General features: G+C 57.4%; 17 protein-coding genes. 9 read left to right on the forward strand and 8 right to left on the reverse strand.

Going from position 1 to position 20,083, the window contains the following annotated elements; all coding sequences use genetic code 11:
* Nucleotides 1–210: 210 nt before the first annotated feature.
* Nucleotides 211–687 carry an ATP-binding protein gene (locus AT302_RS28410; RefSeq protein ID WP_407668818.1) on the reverse strand — a complete coding sequence of 159 codons (477 nt, stop codon included), beginning with the start codon at nt 685–687 and terminating at the stop codon, nt 211–213.
* On the opposite strand from AT302_RS28410, the gene AT302_RS02505 reads away from it, so the two are divergent.
* The 5 genes from AT302_RS02505 to AT302_RS02525 all read left to right on the forward strand — a co-directional run bounded on the left by AT302_RS02505 (nt 589) and on the right by AT302_RS02525 (nt 6,481).
* Nucleotides 589–1,128, forward strand: coding sequence for a heteromeric transposase endonuclease subunit TnsA (locus tag AT302_RS02505; protein ID WP_237172048.1), 540 nt, complete (start codon nt 589–591; stop codon nt 1,126–1,128). The genes AT302_RS28410 and AT302_RS02505 overlap by 99 nt on opposite strands.
* Entirely contained in the window at nt 1,121–3,055 is a 1,935-nt protein-coding gene (locus AT302_RS02510; RefSeq protein WP_058377065.1) for a Mu transposase C-terminal domain-containing protein, read from the forward strand. Before AT302_RS02505 ends, AT302_RS02510 begins: the two co-directional genes overlap by 8 nt.
* Complete coding sequence (locus AT302_RS02515; RefSeq protein WP_058377066.1) at nt 3,052–3,942, forward strand: TniB family NTP-binding protein; 891 nt, start codon at nt 3,052–3,054, stop codon at nt 3,940–3,942. Before AT302_RS02510 ends, AT302_RS02515 begins: the two co-directional genes overlap by 4 nt.
* A complete protein-coding gene (locus AT302_RS27135) occupies nt 3,939–5,009 on the forward strand; it encodes a TniQ family protein (protein WP_167365773.1) in 1,071 nt (356 codons plus the stop codon). Before AT302_RS02515 ends, AT302_RS27135 begins: the two co-directional genes overlap by 4 nt.
* Nucleotides 5,010–5,593: 584 nt before the next feature.
* Nucleotides 5,594–6,481 (forward strand): hypothetical protein, encoded by an 888-nt coding sequence (locus AT302_RS02525; RefSeq protein WP_157125661.1) that lies wholly within the window; start codon nt 5,594–5,596, stop codon nt 6,479–6,481.
* 210 nt (nt 6,482–6,691) lie between these two features.
* Here the strand turns inward: AT302_RS02525 and AT302_RS02530 are convergent.
* The 3 genes from AT302_RS02530 to AT302_RS02545 all read right to left on the reverse strand — a co-directional run bounded on the left by AT302_RS02530 (nt 6,692) and on the right by AT302_RS02545 (nt 10,354).
* Nucleotides 6,692–7,779 (reverse strand): IS3 family transposase gene (locus AT302_RS02530; protein WP_157125662.1). Its coding sequence is split into 2 segments (ribosomal slippage): nt 6,692–7,530 and nt 7,530–7,779, totalling 1,089 coding nucleotides; the frame shifts between segments, so codons are not numbered across the junction.
* A 126-nt stretch (nt 7,780–7,905) separates the two neighbouring features.
* Nucleotides 7,906–9,618 (reverse strand): hypothetical protein, encoded by a 1,713-nt coding sequence (locus AT302_RS02540; protein ID WP_058377071.1) that lies wholly within the window; start codon nt 9,616–9,618, stop codon nt 7,906–7,908.
* A 235-nt stretch (nt 9,619–9,853) separates the two neighbouring features.
* Entirely contained in the window at nt 9,854–10,354 is a 501-nt protein-coding gene (locus AT302_RS02545) for a 3'-5' exonuclease family protein (RefSeq protein ID WP_058377072.1), read from the reverse strand.
* A gap of 217 nt (nt 10,355–10,571) precedes the next feature.
* Between AT302_RS02545 and AT302_RS02550 the strand changes: the two genes are divergently transcribed.
* Nucleotides 10,572–10,805, forward strand: coding sequence for a hypothetical protein (locus AT302_RS02550; RefSeq protein ID WP_058377073.1), 234 nt, complete (start codon nt 10,572–10,574; stop codon nt 10,803–10,805).
* A gap of 62 nt (nt 10,806–10,867) precedes the next feature.
* Here the strand turns inward: AT302_RS02550 and dcd are convergent, their stop codons facing one another.
* From dcd to AT302_RS02570, 4 genes are all read right to left on the reverse strand, one after another.
* Nucleotides 10,868–11,518, reverse strand: coding sequence for a dCTP deaminase (gene dcd / locus AT302_RS02555; RefSeq protein ID WP_064675024.1), 651 nt, complete (start codon nt 11,516–11,518; stop codon nt 10,868–10,870).
* Nucleotides 11,487–12,644 (reverse strand): hypothetical protein, encoded by a 1,158-nt coding sequence (locus AT302_RS02560; protein WP_058377075.1) that lies wholly within the window; start codon nt 12,642–12,644, stop codon nt 11,487–11,489. The genes dcd and AT302_RS02560 overlap by 32 nt, the downstream gene beginning before the upstream one ends.
* A 409-nt stretch (nt 12,645–13,053) precedes the next feature.
* Nucleotides 13,054–15,588, reverse strand: a complete 2,535-nt coding sequence (locus tag AT302_RS02565; RefSeq protein WP_058377076.1) for a S8 family peptidase — start codon at nt 15,586–15,588, stop codon at nt 13,054–13,056.
* Complete coding sequence (locus AT302_RS02570; protein ID WP_058377077.1) at nt 15,588–16,778, reverse strand: AAA family ATPase; 1,191 nt, start codon at nt 16,776–16,778, stop codon at nt 15,588–15,590. The genes AT302_RS02565 and AT302_RS02570 overlap by 1 nt, the downstream gene beginning before the upstream one ends.
* Before the next feature lie 218 nt (nt 16,779–16,996).
* Between AT302_RS02570 and AT302_RS02575 the strand changes: the two genes are divergently transcribed.
* The 3 genes from AT302_RS02575 to AT302_RS02585 are packed head-to-tail and all read left to right on the forward strand — an operon-like array spanning nt 16,997 to nt 20,055.
* Complete coding sequence (locus AT302_RS02575) at nt 16,997–17,353, forward strand: hypothetical protein (RefSeq protein WP_058377078.1); 357 nt, start codon at nt 16,997–16,999, stop codon at nt 17,351–17,353.
* A 46-nt stretch (nt 17,354–17,399) separates the two neighbouring features.
* Nucleotides 17,400–19,148 carry a caspase family protein gene (locus AT302_RS02580; protein ID WP_058377079.1) on the forward strand — a complete coding sequence of 583 codons (1,749 nt, stop codon included), beginning with the start codon at nt 17,400–17,402 and terminating at the stop codon, nt 19,146–19,148.
* Between the two features lies 1 nt (nt 19,149).
* Nucleotides 19,150–20,055 (forward strand): lipase family protein, encoded by a 906-nt coding sequence (locus AT302_RS02585; RefSeq protein ID WP_058377080.1) that lies wholly within the window; start codon nt 19,150–19,152, stop codon nt 20,053–20,055.
* Nucleotides 20,056–20,083 lie beyond the last annotated feature (28 nt).

The following is a 20,083-nucleotide window of genomic DNA, read 5'->3' on the forward strand; positions in this document are numbered from 1 at the left end:
CTCAAAGGTTGAGCAGGACATTGAATCACGTGGGTCAATTTTCGATGAAAACTACACCCCTCAAAGGGTCAGTTCTTGGTGCACATCAACACTAGTTTTCTGACGGATGAATGGAGTGTGTTTTTTCCCAATACCGACCCATTTGTATCTGGGGGTATGTACTGGCCCAAATTGTAATGTGGCATCCGAAGAGTTAGGGCGCACACTATCCTACAGTCCCACGGACAGACGTTGGGATAGCAACCTAAGATGGGGTTCATCAAGAAACAGGACACCTCGGTGAGCGAGACTGATTTCACCCGGACGAGGCACCGCTCCGCTGTAGGATGTGGAAATACTTGCGACTTGGTGCGCCTGAGGTCTACATTTGGCGTAGTCATTGGTGAAATTTCCTGCGACGAAATCGCCGTATTTACTACGACTGGATGCACGATGAACGATAATAGATGCGATCCCATGTCTGTCCGACAAACCCGCCGAATCGGCCCAACGCGGCGAAGCGTATCTGGCGTCTATATGTTTCGGCGGGAGACTCCGATTCCTTTCGAATCGACTCTGGAGCGGGACTTCCTGATCCGAGCCGAATTCATGCTGGACGTTCTTGACGTGACGCCACAGCCGGTTGCTATTCCGTTTATCGATGCGCTGGGACGTCCCAGCACGTATACGCCAGACTTTTTGGTTCACTACAGGCTCGGCGACCGGTCCTATGACGATTACCCGCGGCCGCTACTTGTCGAGGTAAAGCCGGAAGCGGCCTGGCAGACGAACTGGCGTACCTGGGCAGGCAAGTGGAGGACTGCTCGCAAGTTTGCACGTTCGCAGGGCTGGCAGTTCCGGATTCAAGACGAGAGCCGCATTCGCGATCAGACCTTTCAGAACATCCACTTTTTGGAGCGGTTCCAGAGAATGCAGTTCGCCACTGAGGAGTCTCAGTGGATCGTCAGCAACCTACGGCAGATGGGTTCTACGCCCTTTCACTACTTGTTAGTCCGTCACTTCATGGGCGCCTACCGCCCAAACGGAGTAGCACACATTTGGCATCTTCTCGCGACCCGGAAGATCGATTGCGACATGAGCCGTCCTCTTTGTGACCAGACTGAACTTTGGGTGCCGGACAATGCATGACGTCGAAGATACCGCTCATCTCAATCCGGCGTTCGAGCCGCGCCGGCAATGCGTCAGCTTGGATATCGGCGCGTTCGTGCGGCATGGACAAACGATCTATAAGATCGCACAGCTCCTCGATTTCGAATCTGCGATCGGCATTGACGTTGAGTCGGGGCGTAGCACGACGCTTCGTTTGGGTGAGTTGCGGCCGGTTCAGGTCGCGTTGCAGTCGACGGAGCACAATGTCGACCTGACGGAGATTGCCGACGAGGACTGGCAGATCGCGGAACAGCGATTTACCGCGATCAAACCGCTGCTGGACGGATTCGCTGGCGGGCGAGAAGCGGTTGAGCGTCGAGCAAAGGAGGTTGGCGTCGACGCCGGGACGCTGTATCGCTGGATGCAGCGCTACCGGGCCTACGAAGTTGTCTCGGCACTTATTCCCCGGAAGCGTGGTTGGAAGCAAGGCAAGGGACGTATCTCGGCACAAGCCGAGGAGGTCGTCAGCCAAGTTTTGTCAGATTTCTATCTAACCAGCCAACGTCCCAGCGCACAGAAGACGATCGTGGAGATCCAGCGGCGCTGCTTGGAGCGAGGTATCAACGCCCCGGGGGAGTCGGCTATCCGATCTAGGATCGGAAGCCTAAGCGAGCGGGAGCGACTGCGCGGGCGGGGCTACAAGGAGAAGGCAAAGAACCGCTTTTTGCCGGCAGCCGGCAAGTTTCCCAATGCGGATTACCCACTGGCCGTCGTGCAAATCGATCACACGCCCGCCGATATCATCCTCGTTGACGATGTCTACCGTAAGCCCATCGGTCGCCCGTGGATCACGCTGGCCATGGATGTACACAGCCGCATGGTCACTGGTTACTACCTTTCTTTCGATCCGCCGTCGGAGACATCGGTGGCCATGTGCGTAGCGCATTCCGTACTCCCCAAAGAAGACTGGCTTACGCTTCATCGGGTCGATGCTCAATGGCCGGTGTGGGGCGTACCGAAGACCATCCACGTCGACAACGGGGCGGACTTTCGTTCAAACAATTTCCAGCAGTCGTGTCTGATGTACAGCATCAATCTGGAGTTCCGCCCAGTTAAGCAGCCGCGCTATGGAGGACACATTGAGCGGATGCTGGGCACGCTCCTGCGCGAAATCCACGCTCTTCCCGGCACTACTTTCTCGTCGGTCAAGGAACGCGACGGCTACGATGCCGAGAAGCATGCTGCATTGACAAAATCCGAGTTCGAAGAATGGCTGGTGACGTTGATTTGCAAGGTCTACCACCAGCGCATGCACTCGGCCCTGATGATGTCGCCGTCCAGAAAATGGGAGATCGGCGTCTTTGGCAATGCCGAGATGCCGGGGGTAGGCGTTCCGCCGCGCCCCGTGGACCGGCACAGCATTCTGCTGGATTTCCTGCCGGCGTTCAGGCGCACTGTGCAGACCTTCGGTGTGACCATTGAAGGTATGAGCTACTACGCCGAGGCGTTGCGGCCGTGGATCAATGCGGTAGACAAGAAAACCGGCGTGAAGCGCGAGTTCACGTTCCGGCGTGATCCACGCGATATCAGCACGCTGTGGTTCTTCGACCCGGAAATCAAGCAGTATTTCAAGATACCGTTCGCTGACCAAGCACTGCCGGCCATGAGCGTGTGGGAGTACCGCCAAGTCAAGGAAAAGCTCAAGCAGGAAGGCCGGGCAGGCGTCGATCACCACCAGATTCTGCGTGCCGTCACGGAGCTGCGCACCAAGATCGATGAGGCTCAGGAGAAGACGAAGCGCGCTCGCAAGCAGGCCCAGCGACGCAAGGATCACGCGAACAAGGTGTCACCGGGCGCGCCCTTGGCCAGCCTCCCGCCGCGACAGCCAGCGGCTGTTTCAGCGCCAGCCAACGTCGCCATTGCCGGTCTGTCCGATGAAATTGATCCGTATGGAGACATCGCATGACCAGCTATGCGCACATTCATCCCGAGTTTCGGCATGTGATGGCCCTTTCGGACAAGGAGCGCATTGCCTTTTTGGACCTACCGCGCTGGATTGGCTATGCCAAGGCTCAGCAGATTCTGGAGACGTTGCAAGGCCTCCTGCACAAGCCGCAGCGGCCGCGAATGCCCAACCTTCTGATCGTGGGGGAGTCGAACAACGGCAAGACGACGATCGTGCGCCGCTTCGCTGACCTGTGCGGCAAAGGGTACGTGAACGAAGAATCAGAGCCGGTCAAGCCGATCATTCTTGCTGAAGCACCGCCGAGCGCCGATGAGAAGGGGCTGTATATATCCATATTGGAGCAGTTTTTCACGCCATATCGCGCAACGGATCCGTGCGCCAAGCTTCGCTACCAAGTCATTCACCTCTTCCGTGCGTGTCACGTGCGCATGCTCGTGATCGACGAGTTCCACTCGCTTTTAACCGGCTCCCCGATCAAACAGCGCGAGGTCATGAACGCCATCAAGCTGCTATGCAACGAACTCGCCATTCCCATCGTCGGCGTCGGCACGCGCGAAGCGGTGCGAGTACTGCATACCGACCCGCAGCACGCAAGCCGGTTCGATGTATTCAGTCTGCCAACGTGGGCCCTGGACAAGGAGTTCCAAGCACTGCTGGCGAGCTTCGAGCGCGTGCTGCCGCTACGGAAACCATCGCGTCTGCATCAGCCTGAGCTAGCGCTGACCCTGCATTCCATCTGTGGCGGCAATATCGGCAATCTGCACCGGCTACTCATCGCGTGTGCGCGCGATGCAATCCAGAACGGAACGGAGTGCATCGACGGACCAGCGGTTGAGACCAAAGCTTGGATGCGCCCCACCAGTGGTATTCGAGAGTTCGTTGCGTGATCACAGGTATTGCCATCCGCTTCACGCACCAGCCAGACGAGCTGCTTTCATCCTGGCTGGTTCGGCTGGCCTTGGCCCAAGGTTGTGATCCATTGGTGTTGACTTCATGCCTTTGGCCGCATCGGCGCGTGTGGACCACCGATCTTGATCGTGGAACGATCGGTCACTCGGATACCAGCGTGGGACTGTCAGACGGCGAATATACTGACCTCACGCTGCGTGGAACTGCGTCGAAGGTTGCCGGTGCGAAAGGCACAACCAGTGCGATCTGGCCGTGGATTCTTGCTGTAGGTTGCCGGAACCGATTGAGGCACGGCGGATTGCAGTTCTGTCCTGCATGTCTCGCCATGGATGGTAAACCGTACTATCGACGCTCCTGGCGATTTGCATGGCATACGGGATGCTCTGCGCACGACTGCGCGCTGTTGGATCATTGCGATGTGTGTGGGGCAGTGCTTGAACCGCACCGGTTGATTCCGACGGACTCTCACATTGCACTGTGCGCCAGTTGCAATGCTGACCTTCGCAGCCAGCCGCTGCCGGCATGGAATCCGCAGGCTGCGCGCTTCCAGCAGCTTGCCGACGAGACGTTGGTACGCGGGGCCGCACAATATGGCGATGATGTCATCCTGACGGCGGAGTGGTTCAGGCTTGCACGCTTCATTATCACACTGCTTCGCGCTGCAGCGCGTACAGGCCACCAGCGCTTTGCCCAGGTGTTTGTTCGCCTGGGTTTGGATCCGAGGCTCTTGCAATCGCCGACAACCGGTCTTCCACTCGAGCTGTTGCCGATTGGAGACCGCACGTCGCTGTTGGCGCTCGCGAACCGAGTTCTCGATGCTGGCCCCGACGCGCTGGCAGAGGCCATGCGTTCCGAAGGTCTCACGCGTGGTGCTGTGCCATTTGATGGTGCCGAGGGGGCGTCGTATCTGGATTCATTGCTTTCCACACTTCCGGTGCGTGCCGCGTTGCACGAGAGGAAGCCGTCAACGAAGAGTCGTCATCCGCGTTCCAAAGTTGTTGTCGAGCGAATGGCCGCACGGCTCAGACGGAAGGTGAGGCTATGACAAGTAACGCTGGGGTGGTACTTTCACAACATTGCGACGGCTGCGGCCATATGATGAACAAGGCGCATCGTCGGCATAAAGGTCAACGCTATTGTGCGACCTGCTACGCGCGTATGTTCAAGCGTCGCATTTGCCCGTCCTGCGGGAGTTTTGCGCGATTGCCCCCCGACGATGACGCCACGTGCCGTAAATGCGATAGTGCACGACCGTGTGTTCGTTGTGGCGAGCGCGGGCGCAGGGTCGGTTTGATGACCGAATACGGGCCTGTATGCAGTGCGTGTCGACCGCATTTCATCTCGCCAAAGCCGTGCGGAGAATGCGGAAAGCCGTCGAATCGACTTTCCCGCGTTTCGCGTCTCGGCTTGCAGGTGCAGGTGTGCCCTGCCTGCGCGAGAAGTGATTTCGCCACCTGCCAGGCGTGTCGCCGGCATCGGCTGCTCGCGAGGGCAGAGGATGGCCGCATGCTGTGCAAGGCGTGCCTGACTATCGGCACAGTCAGTTGCCCTGTTTGTGGCGGCCAGATGCCGGCTGGTCGTAGGAATGCTTGCGAACCCTGTTACTGGCGTCGGGTCCACTTGAGGCGCGTGAAACTCGATCAGTCGGCGTTCGAGTCATCGCGATTTGCCGCATTGTTTGCTGACTTCGCAGCGTGGCTGCAGTGCCATGCGGGCGGGCACCGTGCGGCATTGACTGTCCATCGTTATCTGCCGTTCTTCACTGAAATTGAGAAGCGCTGGAGCGAAATTCCGGCCTATCCGGACCTGCTGAAATACTTTGGCGCCGAAGGACTGCGGCGCGTTCGACTGCCGATGAAATGGCTTGGCGAAAGCCACCAGATGACCGTCGACGCTGTGGCACGTGAGGCTGTCTCTGAAGGTAGGCGAGTCGCCACAATCATTTCTACCGTGCCCGCCGGCACTGTTGGCGCCATCGCGCTGTCAGCATACAAGAGCAAGCTTCAGGAAAAAATCGCGACTGGCAAATCAACGACACGTTCTATGCGATTGGCGCTGCGCCCAGCTGCGAGTCTGCTCCTTACTGCAGATGCTTTCGGGCATACATTGCCTGACCAAGCCGTCGTGGACAGACTTCTGCGCGAGGTGCCTGGTCAACTGGCGGCGGTGAGTGGCTTCATCCGGTTCCTTAACGAGCACTACACGCTGGGTCTCAGCGCCGTCGTCGATAAGCAACTCACAGCGGAGAGGCGCCGCAAGAGCTTGGAGGTTACTCTTCTGAATCTTGCACAGCGCGGGGATGGCAGCGACGCTTTCCTGCGGAATTGGGTTGGCATCGGTCTCGAATATTTCCACAGGCTGTCAAGGACGGTGACCCGGCGGCTCCCGGATAATGCGATCGCGATTGATGCCGACGGTTACCGCGTCTCTGTAGGTGGCCAGGAATACTGGTTACCCACGTGGAAATCCCTCTCAGGGATCAGTGCCGTCGTCGACCGGAGGGCGAAAGGCTCGTGACGTTGCTGGCGCCACTTTTAGATAGTAGTCGCCCATTGCCGTTCTCTTCGGGCAGCATGGTCTAGGATGCCCTCAAAAAAACGGGAAGGAGCGCTGCGACGGCAGACGAAGAACATGATTGCTCTTCAGATTGAGGCGCGCCTTGGAGGGGTCGCCGGATTCATCGACCACGGTAATGCCCCCGTTTTCCACTGCCGGCAGAAGTAGAAACTAAGCGGCCATGGTCAGCCGCTGCTTCGGTGTAAAACCGCCCAATGCCATATTCGGGCGCTCGTAGTTGTAAGTCCACATCCAGTCGACCGCCGCTTCGCGAACCTGCTCCAGGTCGTCCCACAGATACTGCGACAGCCATTCGTACCGTGCGGTCCGGTTGAACCGTTCGATATACGCGTTTTGCTGCGGCTTGCCCGGCTCGATGTACTCCAGCCGGATGCCTTGCTTCTGTGTCCACGTCACGATGGCCGCGCTCAGATATTCTGGGCCGTTGTCGCACCGAATGACCTTCGGCTTGCCTCGCCATTCCATATGCTGCATCAGCGTACGAATCACCCGCTCCGATGGCAACGAGAAATCCACCTCGATGCCCAGCGCCTCGCGGTTGAAATCATCAATCACGTTTAGCGTCCTGGTACTGCGCCCGTTAACCAACTGGTCATGCATGAAGTCCATCGACCACACTTCATTGATGGCCTTCGGCACGCACAGCGGCTGTAGCGTCTCGCGCACCAAGCGCTTCCTCGGCTTGATACGCAGGTTCAGTTCTAGTTCGCGGTAAATCCGGTAAATGCGCTTATGGTTCCAGCCGAATCCCTTCACGTTACGCAGATAGAAGTAGCACAGCAAAAAGCCCCAGTTGCGATGGCAACCCGTGATACGCAGTAGCCAGTCGGCGATCTCTTCGTTCTCCGTGTTCAACTTCGCCTCGTACCGGTAGCACGACTCGCTGATACCGAACACCGCACACGCCACACGAATCGACACGCGGCGCTGTTGCACAACCCGCTTCGCCATCTCGCGCCGACGAGATGGCTTCAGAACTTTTTTTGCAGCGCCTCCGAGGCAATCTCTGTCTTGAGCTTCTCCTCGATATACATCTTGCGAAGCCGAGCATTCTCCGCCTCGAGCTCCTTCATGCGCGACATCATCGACGCGTCCATGCCCCCGTACTTCGAGCGCCATTTATAAAACGTTGCCGAACTGATGCCCAGTTCCCTGCATAGCTCCGGTACCGCCAGACCAGCCTCCGCGCGCTTGAGCGCCTCCAATATCTGGCTGTCCGTGAATCTCGACTTCTTCATCTGCAGAACTCCCTCTTAACGAGAAAATTCTACTTCTCCCGACGCTGGATTTGTGGGGGCATTACCGTTCCGCGACACGCACTAGCGGTCTAGCCAGCGATCTACCTCGTTGGGGGTTACTTGCCGTTACAGGCGGATATTCACTTTTTCGAGCGCATTGCGCACGGCTGCCTCGCCGGCAACCTGTCCGTCTTTGGACTGCGAATGGGCGAACGCCGCGCAATTCTCGATGTGCTTACTCTGAAGGGACTGCACAATGCCCCTTACGTATCGAATCGACGAGAGCGTACTGGTGAGCCATTTTTTGAACTCATCGAAGCTCGGGGGGACGCAAACCAGCCCTTTGAAGGCCTCTTCGGATGGCTTACGTTCGCCATCCTTGTCTTTCTTCGTTCGCGGTCGTCGCTGAATTTCCAGAATACACACCCACTTGTCCTGAAAGACTAGGCGGGCCACCAGGATGCCGCGGACCTGTCCGGCGGGGAGGTCGGCGTACAACCAATGTCGCAGGTTGGTATCAATCCCTTCGACATCATTATCAAATTCAGTCAGACCAATGAGCTGGGGTTCGGCGTCATTCTTGAACCCATTCTCCCAGGTAAACCACTGTGCTGCCCTAATTTTCTCTGGATACTTCTTTTGTAGGAACAGCATTGCATTCCAGACGTCGCGTAAGGTGCCTTGCGATTCAAGCACAGGCTTTGCGTGAATCGAGGCGTAGCCGACGCCCTTACCATCTCCGTGCGGTTCCCCGCTCGAATATTCGTCGGCGCCTGTACCTGAGCTCTTCGGCCCGGCCACACTCTCCGCCTTTTCGCGCCGAACGTCGAAGATCAAACGCTGTTCGCCAAGGACCTCGAAGTCCGGATCATGAATCTCGACTGCGCCTGCACTGTGGTCTGGCTCGTGCTCCCCGGTGAGGTCGACGATCTCTGGAGGCTTTACGAGTCGTCGTTCCGGTGTCCCTGCCCATGCCTCCCGCCCGACGCCTGTGTCAGCGCCTTCATTCACAAGGCTGGAATTCTCTCTGTCTCGAACCAGCGGCACACCCTCGGGGTCTGAGCAACCGATTATGTTGAGACCAAGGAATGACCTGCCATTGTCAAAGCTGATGCCGGAAACCTTTAGTTGCGCAGGACCTTGGAACCATGGAGCGATCTTGATGAATGCGGGGGTCTTTCCTTTTGGATCGTGCGTTGCTTCAATTTGCGCGTAGACTTTCCTCGCTGCAGCCTCCGTGTAGCGATCGTACTTCGCGTGTGCAAGGAAGACGATGTCGCCGTTGACCATCCGGCGCCGCAGTTTCACTTTCCATCGTCCAGGCTCTTCGGCCTCATCAAGCGGGGCATACAGTCGGCTCCTGTGAGCGTCATTTGGCCCGCACCAGGGGTATGTGGCTAGGATGCGTTTGAGTTCCGCCGAACGACCGTAGCACCGCGCAAAAAATTCTAGGCAAGGAACTAGAAGCCTGCCGCCTGACTGAAGGTCAAACTCGATCATCCAGTTCTTATCACGTTCGAACTGTAAGGGGTGAATTTCGAACGGATATGGTGTGGTATTGTCGTGGCGCTGGGGGGCGCCAAATGAAACGACACGCCAGGTATTACTGTTGATTACCACGTCAAATTTTTTTTCTTCGAAGACGGCCTGTGATCGGCAGTGCTGATCTTTCCAGATACTCCCAATGCGCACTTGGCCAAGGGCGGTGAGCGGGACGCGACGATGCGTGACCTCATCCCCTAGGCCATCCGGGCCCATTTCTCGAAAAGCTACGAGAACGTTGGGCTGGGAATCTGCGGTGGAGTTTTTGTACATGCCGCAGTACCACCAAGCAATCATGCTGGTGGCGTTCGCGCCTAGGTTGCCTTTGAATCTAACGACCCGGCCTATGTTTTTTATTGGTCTATCGAATCTAATTGGCATTGTTCCTCGTCTTTAAGGTGACAATGAAGCCATACTCGGTAGCGGGACGACAGATTTCGTCTCCTGCCGCTTTGTGGGAGCCATCGTTCCCTCGCTCCTACTGAGTTAATCCCATCGGCGGTTGAGGGCATGCAACGGCCCACGCATATCCTCACATGAAAGCAAATGCGTTCGCGCGCGCGTCGTGCAGCGCGTGATGCTCGCCGCCGTTCGCAGCGATGAATTGCGCGAAACGTTCTGCATTGATCTTCAGGAACACATTTTCATGCTTCCATCCGCGTGGCAACTGCCTCCCGAGCAAGTGTGTGACGAGTTGGTAATCACGGTCGGAGTCGTAGCAGAGCACCGGCTTTGGCTTGAGTGGTACCGCCAGCAGCCACGCCAGCAGCTCGTCGCGCAACGCTGCAAATGGCATTGAGCGGCCTGGAAACTGGCCGAGTTGGGGCAGTACGATTTCGCTCACGAAGCTGCTGCAAAGTGGTCGTTCAAAGTCCGAGGACTCTCCGTAGAACTCGTTCCCATCCTCACTCACGATTGCAATGCTGATGAGTTGACAAGCCTCGGATTTGAAATTGGTGAACTCGGTATCGATGAAATAGCGAGTCTTCCATGGACTGCGCGGACCTCGTTGGATCTGATCATCTTGAGTCATTCGCCATTCTGCTTATAGGCCATCTCGATCCTCCATTGGGGCGATGATCTTCTTCAACGCCGTGAAAAAAACGCTTTGAAAATGACTCTTTTCTTTTCGTTGAGAACCCTACCACTCTGATCTGCAGCCCAGCCTTCTGCCTGAAGTATGCCATTGCTAACGGGCTCAATGCTGGGTCTGCGAGATGCGGTCGCGAGGTAACGAACGGCGAGCCGGAGTGACGTGTGAGCTCGAAGCCCGGTATGAGGCCTGCGAGGATCTTGCGCTGCAGCGCCACGCATACACGACCAAGAAGATTTGCTCCCAAGGCTGGACGGCCAAGGATGTATTCGAGCGCATTGAGCCTGCGGTCGATGGGAAGCTGCGCTCCGGCGAATGGGATCTGTCGCGTGAGGAAGCGGCGTGGACGCTCTGCCGAGAAAAACGCCTCACGGAGCCGGGGCAGGATTGATTCGCTTTTTACTGCGAGGTTTCGAATGCAGTCGAAGGTCGCGTCGAGCCGACATTGTCACGCTACTCGGAGATTTCCGGGGTGCCGGGTGCTCGAATGACGCGAGGTAGACGAGCGAGCAGTGTCAGCTCTTCATCCGCCGAGGCTTTTGACACTGATGGGCGGACTTGCCCGAAGTACTTTCGATGGCTGGCCTCATCGTGATATTCGGCCTGATCGTCGAGCTGATGAAAGCGAACTTGGCAGATGCGAGCGCCGACGGTCAACTCGATGGGCACGTTGCCATGGTTGAGTAGCTCGAATGGCACGCAGCCGCGAAAACCGGGTTGAATCAGGCCGCTCACCGCCAGCCCCAAACGCGAGTAACTGCTGCGCGGCGCGATTTCGGCATATGCGTCATCCGGCAGGCCGAAATACTCGATAGATGTTCCCAGCACCAACTGGTTGGGATAGAGCACAAACGTATCACCAATCTCGCGACGCGTTTCCTGAAAGTGACCTTGCGGGCTATGCGCGAGCGCGTTGCCGCCCTTTACCTGAATAGCAGGCTGACGGTTCAGGACTGAGACGAGAAAATCGTAACCCAGACGAACGTCGACGGATACTTGGCCGACCTGCTCGGCGCTCAAAAGCGGAGTGATGTGGAGCCGAGGGTTATTGCCCTCACTACCGTTCATCGCTTCAAGGATTTGCTTTCTTGTCCAGAGACTCATCCCACGCCTTTGCAATCATGTAGTTTCGAATGCTCTTCTCGATCAGGTCATTGATCAGATGAGCATATTGTTTGGACGCGACGCGACTGATTTTCGTGCCATGAAATGAATCTGGATCGCTCCTAAGTTGCTTCAGAAACGCATCGGCCGCGGGCAAAATGCCGTGCAGTTCGGCGATTGAAGAAACTACGACCGGCCTCACGTCGGAAAAGCAATCTTGGAGTGCCGGCAGGGAAAACTTTACGTCCAGCCGGGTATTGAGATGAGACTCAGACAGGGCTGTTTTGAGAAGATCGACGAGAGCATTGGGCGTGCCCGCTAAGTAGTCGCGAGTGACCGCGGCTCTGTCTTTTGCTGCGGGGTGCGTGGGATTCGCGACGGTCGAATGATCCCACTGAATGATGTAGTCGCTGACACATTCGCCGACATAGGATGCCGCGACGAGATCGCAGAAATGCTCAATCGCATAGTTGAGCAGCACATGTTGGTGTTGTGCTGGCCCAAACTGTTTCAGGCTGGGCATTGCGCTGATGAGCGCCTCTCGATGGCCGACAACCAGGCTGGCTATCAAGCCCTCCCGCTCTTCGATGTAGTGCCCCACCTCGTGATATAGCGGGGTGCACAGTAGCGGCATGTGCTGGAAGATTTCCGGTACCCCCATCTGCACAAGATGACCATTTACAGACAGGCCGGGGATTTCCAGCGCTTCCACGACCGCTCCGGGCGCCGCCCCGACCCTCTCGCAGTAAAAATCAGGGGACTGATTCAGCGAGGTGGTGACGATGGTGTCGCCATGCTCCCAGTCGAGAAGCACTGCGCGAAGCAAGAATGTCACCTCATACGGTACGCGATTTGACGTGGTGCCAGTCAAGAACTGCGTCGCGCGCCAGATGGACTCAATGACCTCGGTATACAGGGGGGCTTCGAGTGGCGTCTCGCTTAGCTGCTGCTGAAGCAATTTGACGCTCTCGCGGAGCTGGTTCACGTACTGATCAAGTTCAGTCGCAAAGAACCCGCTATAGGATAGCTTCTTGAGTCGCTCACTCAACAATTGCAGAACTGTGTCCAGCAAAATCGGACTGGAGTTCTCTGAGCAGGCGCTGAGCGAGCTCTGGCGCGAAGTCATTCTCTGATTTTAGTTCTAGAATCTCATGAATCAGTTGACCGTTGTCGCGAATCTCAAGCGCTAAATTAACCGCTTCAGGCCAACCCCGTGGCACTCGTTTAGCAGGATTGCTAACGAATAATGCGGCGTGTTGAGCCGCATGGAAAACGTAGAGTCTAAGCTCGTGGCTTAGTGACTGGGCCCGCTTCTCGTCGGCGAGTGTTCCCAGAAAAAGTCTCAGATAAGCTGCCGGGTGCGATCGTCGAGACGTCGTAGCAAATAGGCTCACGCGCAAATCTCCGGAAATGTAAGGCTCACAATGCCTTAGGGGCGCATGGTAAAACCAATGCGCCCCCTTGAGCAAGCGATTTTCCGTTAATTAGTAGAAATCCGAGGGATTATTCCTAAACGCTTCCCGTCGAGAAGTCTCTTAAGCACGCCCGCCGCGAGACTGAATCCGACCACTCGGTTGCCTGATGTCGCCAGTGAAAACTCCTCGTGCGGTGAGCGTCAGCTTCATATCCTGATAAACCGGTTGCACGCTAGCGGGATCAGTAATGGTGAGGATCATCGCAAAGGGAATGCCTTCCTCGGGGAATACTTCATCCGATCTGAGCAGATACTTCAAAGCGATTCGCCAGTCGGATGTTTTTCCCGATCCTCTTGGTGAAGTGAATTGCGACTGTTTCACAACGCCCCATTTAAGCCCGTCTTCGATAAGCTCTTTCTCCCGGGCGCCAGTGGAGGTCGTGCCATCCGAGAACGTGTCCACGCACTGGGCTTTGAATCTGCCAGTCTTCGGGTCCATTCTCTGAAGTGATGCGTCAAGATTGACCCGCACTAATTCAGTTTGGAACGCGTCGGAAATGGGTGGCGCATACACCAAGGTCAACACAGCGTGCCCGCGACATTTGCCATCGGTCACGAGACTCTTGGGCCAATCGAATCCGAAGAACAGATCCTTCTTCGGCATCATGCGGTCGTGAAAGAGTAGCGTGGCGCTATGCTGTGAGCCGGCAACCATGGTGTCCGTCGCCGTCGGCAAACCGAAGCCGACGAAATTTCGAACGATGTCACCCTTATCGAATTCGTCGAGGCACGACGGCGCTTGAGCTCCGTGAATTAGCAGGGCAACGAGTGCTTCTCGGGGGAGCGCCCCCTGGGTAAGCAGGTCATACCGAGCCAACGCCTTCGCAACCAACGGCGCCGAGAAACTGGTCCCAAACACGGATTGCAGTTGGCCATTCTCACCGACGGTGGAAAGTCCAGAGTGCGTGCTGGTCGAGTCACACACCCCACCGTAATGCGCGACGTCCGGCTTGACGAGCTGCATGAAGCCGGGGCCGCGGCGCGAATAGCGCGCCGGCGCTCCCGCAATGGCGCCAGGTACATCCGGAGGATTCACGGCGCCCACGGAAATATTGAGGACGGAGTCGGCGGGGGCGGTAATGCGATCGCCAGAGCAAGAAGCCAGGTTTGTCAGAACCGCAATCTTATCGGCAGCCCACTCGCGTCGAGCGCGTCCAACCGCCGCCGCTGTGGCATTGCCTGCGGAGACAACGAAGATGACGTCGTTCTCGCGCGCGATCCTGTCCAGGCCGTTCGAGAGCTCGGTGTAGACGGGACTTCCGCCTGGCGGCTCTTCGATATTGTGGCTGAAACTAAAGATGCGAGCCCCCACCGCTGCTTTTGCGTCTTGCACCTCAAGTTCGATCTGGGTAATCAAATGCAGATCCGATGGATAGTACGTGTAGTACTTGTCTTCCCGCGGAATGATGGCAAGGTCGGCAATCCAGCAACCGTCGGGTTCTGGGCAAACGGTCGGCCCGTTGATTGATTGACCATCAACGAGGAGTGAGCCAATCTCGGTGCCATGCGATTGATCGGTGTGAGCCGGCGCCACAAATGTGCTCGAATGCTTCACCCAAGCGTCAGGAAGCGCGTTCAGTCCGCCGTCGATGAGGCCCACGATGGGATATTCGGCCCCTTCGGCAGGCAGACTGAAGCGGTGCCGGACTCTTGTGGACGCTGCGCTATCTCGTGCGGATGCGCTGTCGGATCGCAGTTGCGTCGGCAGACTGATCCGACGAACTGTGGGGTGCTCCTCCAGGATCGAGATCAACCGGCGGTGTGCGTCCGCGGCGAGCGTGGGTTCGCCAGTTTTTTCAAGTACAGTGCTCAGATGCGCTGGATGCACAATATGGCGAATCGACGGTGTGTCGAAAAGCCAGATGTACAGGCGGCTCATCGATTTTGGGTCTGGACGAAATACCGTCGCCACGTAGCCGCAGTCGAGCTCCTCATCGATCGTTTGCTGAAGATGCGAAATCAGATTCGGCGATTCGGAAAACTCGAACTTCGCTCGGCGCTGACTGGGGGGAAGTGGGTCGAAGAGATCTACCCGATAGCCGCGCGACACCGCGCGTTCGGTGAACCACTCCAGTGCATCGTTAATATCGAAGCTGCGACGGTCGGCCGGTGCCCATAGGCTGACTGATTCGATGGCGCCGATTTCCGAGCGCATACGGCTGGGATTCGGTTCAAATTCGCCGGGCTTCTTCTTGCTCGGTTTGTACTCAAGGACTTCCTCGGCCTTCGCCGATTCCTCCATCGCCCGCTCAAGAACCATATGACTCACCTGGATGATGAGCTCGCCGACGTCGCTCGAGCCCACCGTGGGTGCAACGGTGGGATGGAAAATGCTCTTGATGGGGTGATGAGATTTGGCGAGCGCATTTTCGCGCATGCGGACTCTCAAGAAGCCGACCGCAGACTTCGCGCTGCTTGCTGTCAGCGCAGTCTGGACGTTCTGGAACGACTGGCGTATGCGCTGCTTGTGAGCTTTGAAACCTTCGTCGTCTCCTGCGAAGAACTCCCGGTTGCTACCGCCGGGTTCGCGGATGCGCTCATCTTGAAATCGCCGCACATCAAGTACCACTTGAATGGGGCTATAGTTGTTTTCCATCAGGCCTCCCGGTTATCGGTTTCCTCCAACCACCTTGCAACTGTCGATTTGCTCTTATCGAACAAGCTCCCCAGCTCGTTTAAATTGATGCGATTGCCCAGCGTCTTGCGAATCCATCGCGCCAATTCAGGATCGTCGTGCCTCAGGATGGCCTTGACCTCTGGGGACAAGCGGCCGCTGTTGAGCGCAGTGATTTCCCGCAGGACGTCAGTGACCGGGGTTGGTTCCGTGGCCATGGCGTTGCGCTTCTTGAAGAGTACGGTGACCGATCGGACTTCCGAACCGGCCCCGCCGTCCATCAGGGCGGCGATGAGTGACACAACCACCGGTGTCATTTCAACGGGCTCAAGGGTGCGTCGGACGATGGACTCGCGCACTTCTTGCGACGGCAGCGGGACTTCGATCTGTACGGCAAAGCGACGCCAGACGGCTGGATCCAGCAATTGGGGGTGGTTGGTGATGCCCAACGTAATGCCGATCGGCACGCGCATGTCCATGTTTTGTAGGAGCGCGTTGACTACACGTTTGATTTCTCCCACTTCGTTGGGGTCATCGCGAACCTTGGCGAGTGAATCGAGTTCATCGATAAGCAACACGCAGCGGAAGCGATTTGCAAATGCAAACACCTGCGCGATGTTGCGCGACGTCGTGCCGAGGAAGGACGACATCATGGCGTCGACGCGAGCGACGAGCACCGGCATGCCGAGTTGCTGTGCGAGCCACAGCGCGAGCGAGGTCTTGCCGGTGCCGGGCGCGCCGGTCAGCAGGCATGACGTCGTCGGCTCTTCGGCCACCTTTCGAATCTCAGCCACATGACGCCATTCGTCGAGCAGCATTTGCACTGCGCGATCGAGGTGCGGCGGGAAGAACGGCCGAGCAAGCGTCGTGGCGTCCGGGAAGACGGCTTCCACCAGCCTTATGCCCGATTCGCGATCGGCTGGCAGGATGGTCGTGGGCAGCAGTGCCTCTCCAGGTAGCGACGGAGCGGCTCGCGAGGGGACCAGTCGGCGGGGTGCCATGTCCTGCGCACGTGCGGCGCTTCGCAGCAACAACTTGATCTGCTGCCCTGACTTTGCGTCGCCGGCCTCGGTGAGCGCGTGTGCCAGGCGTTCAACCTGGTGTGTCAGTGCCTCGCTCGGCGAAATAAGAGCCACGCGGCAAATGGCGTGGATGATCGAGAAGTGCTCCATGATGCGTCCGGTGGGATTTTCCCGTATTTTGTGGCTTGATGATCGAAAAATCAATCGAATTTCCCGCTTTGATGTATTTTAAGATGGATTTTTGCATCAAAATTCCGCAAAATGTTATAAATTTCCCGCGAGACGCTTATTTTGTACCGTGCGGGGCCCTGGGCGCGGGCGCGCCCGATACAACATCATCCGCCTGAGAGCGGAGCGGGAGTTCGGACATGTCCGTCAAATTCAGCTGCGACGATCCGTCAGCGCTTCTGAGCGCGTTTAAGTTACACATTTCACAATCTGAGCCCAAAGGAAAAATCACGACGTGGCAGATGCATTCCGACGGGAAGCACTTCACGCATCGGGCGGCAGACTGGAGCCGAAAGGCTTGGTTTCGGCCTATCGTGAGCGCGGGGCATTTGACGTTCTCCTTGATCAGGCCCAAGGGCAATGAAATTTCGACAACCGTGTATGCCTACTACCACGGCCATCTCATTGAGACGTTCCTTGCGCATTTCGACCTCATGTTTGACGAGGCTGTAGCCTCTGCTTTGGCGGCTGATGAGGATCTCGTATCCCAGCCGTGATTCATCACGACGACAAATACAAAAAACAAGTAGAACGGGGAAATTTATGGCCAAGGCTTTGGTTGCGATCGGCGTGGGGCAAGCCACCGGAGGGCTGCATTACCTCAAGGGAGCGGCATCTGATGCCCGTTTGATGTGCGACTGGGGAGAGAAGCAAGGCTTCGCGTGTGTCTTGCTGACTGATGAAAAATCTATGGTCCGCATCGCAGACGTCTACGAGGCGATTGATGCGTTTGTTGAGTGCGGAACTTACTCCCAGATCGTCGTTTATTTTTCCGGGCACGGTGTGCTCACGTCGCCCGATTGTGAGTATTGGCTCCTGTCCGGTGCACCGTCGAACCCCAATGAAGCCGTCAATGTGTGTGGTTCCATATGGAATGCGCGATCGACCTCGATTGAGCACGTCGTGCTTATTTCGGACGCATGCCGATCGAAGCCGGCCTCCACGCCAGCATTGAGTTTGAGTGGAGGCGTGATTTTTCCGCCCCGATCATACGGAGCCTGCCCTGAGGTTGACGTGTTCTACGCGACGCTCCCTGGCGACGTTGCGCTCGAACTTCCGCCCTCTATCGCTAGCGCAAGGCACCAAGGGTTGCTGACGCAGTGCCTGCTGGACGCGTTGGATGGGAAAGTGCCCGACGTAATCGAGGCGCAAACGCATGCAGGCGAGGACGTGCAAGTTGTCCATAGCCGCCCGTTGAAGGCGTGGCTGACCTCTACCGTCCCCACGAATTCTGCGCTGATCTCATTGCACCTGCAGCAGAAGCCCGACATCCGCGTGGAGTCAGGGCCCACAAAATACCTGTCCAAATTTCACGCCGCTAACGCCCCGGCCGAGACGGCGATGACGGCACCACCATGTTTTGCGCCGCCAGTATCCGTTGGGCCAGACGAAGCGCGGCCCAGGAGGCTTGTTCCCTCGAGAGCTTCAAGGCGCACCAATGCCAGCGGCCGCCAGTTCGCGCACCCGACTGGCAAAGTCTTGGCCCTGTCCACACCCGGCAGTATGGGGTTCGAGTCGAGTCAGAAATCCGCCGCTTTCGGTCCGCAAACGGCCAGCATTCTCGTTCGTGGCGAGAGAGTCGTTAGGGCGACCTGCGAGTCGGGGGCCATCTCGCCGGTTCATCGCCTGCCCGGCGGCGCATGGAGCCACCTTCAGACGGTGGACCCAACCCAGAAGCGGCGCGTCAATTCCATCGCCGTTCGCTTTGAATCGGGCGTCGGCATCCTGCTTCCATTGCTGCCTGGTTACCTTGCTTCGGTCGCGATGAAAAATGGCGCGGTTGCGTCAATTCACTATAGCGTCATTGCGGCTCGGCATGCCAACGCGCGTCGATTGCCTGAGCGACGGGATGTGGCTCCGCAACTGGCGCGGCTTTCGTTGCAGGCGCGCGCTGGCATGCTGAGCACGGCGGAGGTACTTGGTGTCGACGAGCGACGTTGGCTCACGCTGATCCAGCATGACCCGCTCATCGCGATTCACGCAGGGTACGCATATGCTCGATCGGGCCGTCACGACATGCTCAAGACTCTGGCCGACGAGGTGCGCTCGAGTTTGGGATTTCTTCCATTTGACATCGCGATGCTCGCTGCCCAGCAGTCGGACGAGGAGTTCCCAAGCGACGGTCTCGGGATGCCCATGTTGACTCAGGGATGGATGATGTGGGGCCGGTTTGAACGCAATCTCCCCCACGTTCTGCGCGTTGCGCAGCAGTATCTGCTTCCCTCGCTATGGACGACATTTCGCAGAGAGGGCATGGATGAAGTTGAGCAGTTCTTCGTAAGGACAGAGTGATATGCGCCTGGTCATGGTTCACGGACGAGATCAACAAGGCAAGAATCCGGAGCAGCTTTGCGAGACTTGGATTCGGTCATTGAATTACGGATTGGCGAAGAACAATCTGGCCCCGATTTCTTCAGCTGACGTAGAGGTGGTGTTTCCCTATTACGGTGATGTACTCGCGGGCCTTGTTGCGGAGCTGCGCAAACCACCACCGGAAATTATCACCAAGGGCAGCAACGGGGCCGGTTCGGCCCTCATTGAAAAAATCGCACAAGCGCAGGCCGAGGTGATGAGAGAGTTTCTCGGCCAGGAGCGCATTGAATTGCCTGATGACGAGGTAGTGCCCAAGGGCATCCAGAATTCTTCGCCGGTGCTGGCGTTGGCGCGATTGGCGGACGACTCATTCTTCGGGCAGGCGCTATTGTCACAGCTGACCGAGGACGTCGTGGTCTATCTCAGCGTCGAGGCCGTACAGCGTCAGGTTAATGTAATCGTTCGTGAGGCAATCAACGACCACCCATGCATTGTGGTTGGCCATTCGCTGGGTTCGGTTGTCGCGTACCGTGTTTTGCGCGCGCTGGGTACGCAATCGAACGTTGTCAAATTCGTCACGATCGGCTCGCCGTTGGGATTGGCCACAATTCGCAAGCTGCTGCTGCCGCCGGCACTTGAACATCCTGCCGGGGTGAAAAGTTGGTTCAACGCCTATGACGCGCGCGATATTGTCTCGCTGTTTCCACTCGACTCGGCGACCTGGCCGGTGACCCCTCAGATCAAGAACTGCGGGGAGATCGTCAATCACACGGAAAATTGTCACGGCATCAGCGGATATCTGGACGATGCGGCCGTGGCATACGAAATTCACGCGGCGATGCAGTCGGAAGCTTCGGGGCTGACCGACAGCGAACTTCGTGTTTGACGAGATTCCACGCTTCTCCCTAGGAATT

Origin of the sequence: Pandoraea norimbergensis, from assembly GCF_001465545.3 — a bacterium.
Classification (GTDB): domain Bacteria; phylum Pseudomonadota; class Gammaproteobacteria; order Burkholderiales; family Burkholderiaceae; genus Pandoraea; species Pandoraea norimbergensis.

Coding starts and splice junctions, on each gene's coding strand:
- AT302_RS02505 (WP_237172048.1), top strand. CDS start 589: ATGCTGGACGTTCTTGACGTGACGCCACAGCCGGTTGCTATTCCGTTT.
- AT302_RS02515 (WP_058377066.1), top strand. CDS start 3,052: ATGACCAGCTATGCGCACATTCATCCCGAGTTTCGGCATGTGATGGCC.
- AT302_RS02580 (WP_058377079.1), top strand. CDS start 17,400: ATGGCCAAGGCTTTGGTTGCGATCGGCGTGGGGCAAGCCACCGGAGGG.
- AT302_RS02545 (WP_058377072.1), bottom strand. CDS start 10,354: ATGACTCAAGATGATCAGATCCAACGAGGTCCGCGCAGTCCATGGAAG.
- dcd (WP_064675024.1), bottom strand. CDS start 11,518: ATGAGTCTCTGGACAAGAAAGCAAATCCTTGAAGCGATGAACGGTAGT.
- AT302_RS02575 (WP_058377078.1), top strand. CDS start 16,997: ATGTCCGTCAAATTCAGCTGCGACGATCCGTCAGCGCTTCTGAGCGCG.
- AT302_RS02585 (WP_058377080.1), top strand. CDS start 19,150: ATGCGCCTGGTCATGGTTCACGGACGAGATCAACAAGGCAAGAATCCG.
- AT302_RS02570 (WP_058377077.1), bottom strand. CDS start 16,778: ATGGAGCACTTCTCGATCATCCACGCCATTTGCCGCGTGGCTCTTATT.
- AT302_RS02560 (WP_058377075.1), bottom strand. CDS start 12,644: ATGACTTCGCGCCAGAGCTCGCTCAGCGCCTGCTCAGAGAACTCCAGT.
- AT302_RS02540 (WP_058377071.1), bottom strand. CDS start 9,618: ATGATTGCTTGGTGGTACTGCGGCATGTACAAAAACTCCACCGCAGAT.
- AT302_RS02510 (WP_058377065.1), top strand. CDS start 1,121: ATGCATGACGTCGAAGATACCGCTCATCTCAATCCGGCGTTCGAGCCG.
- AT302_RS02565 (WP_058377076.1), bottom strand. CDS start 15,588: ATGGAAAACAACTATAGCCCCATTCAAGTGGTACTTGATGTGCGGCGA.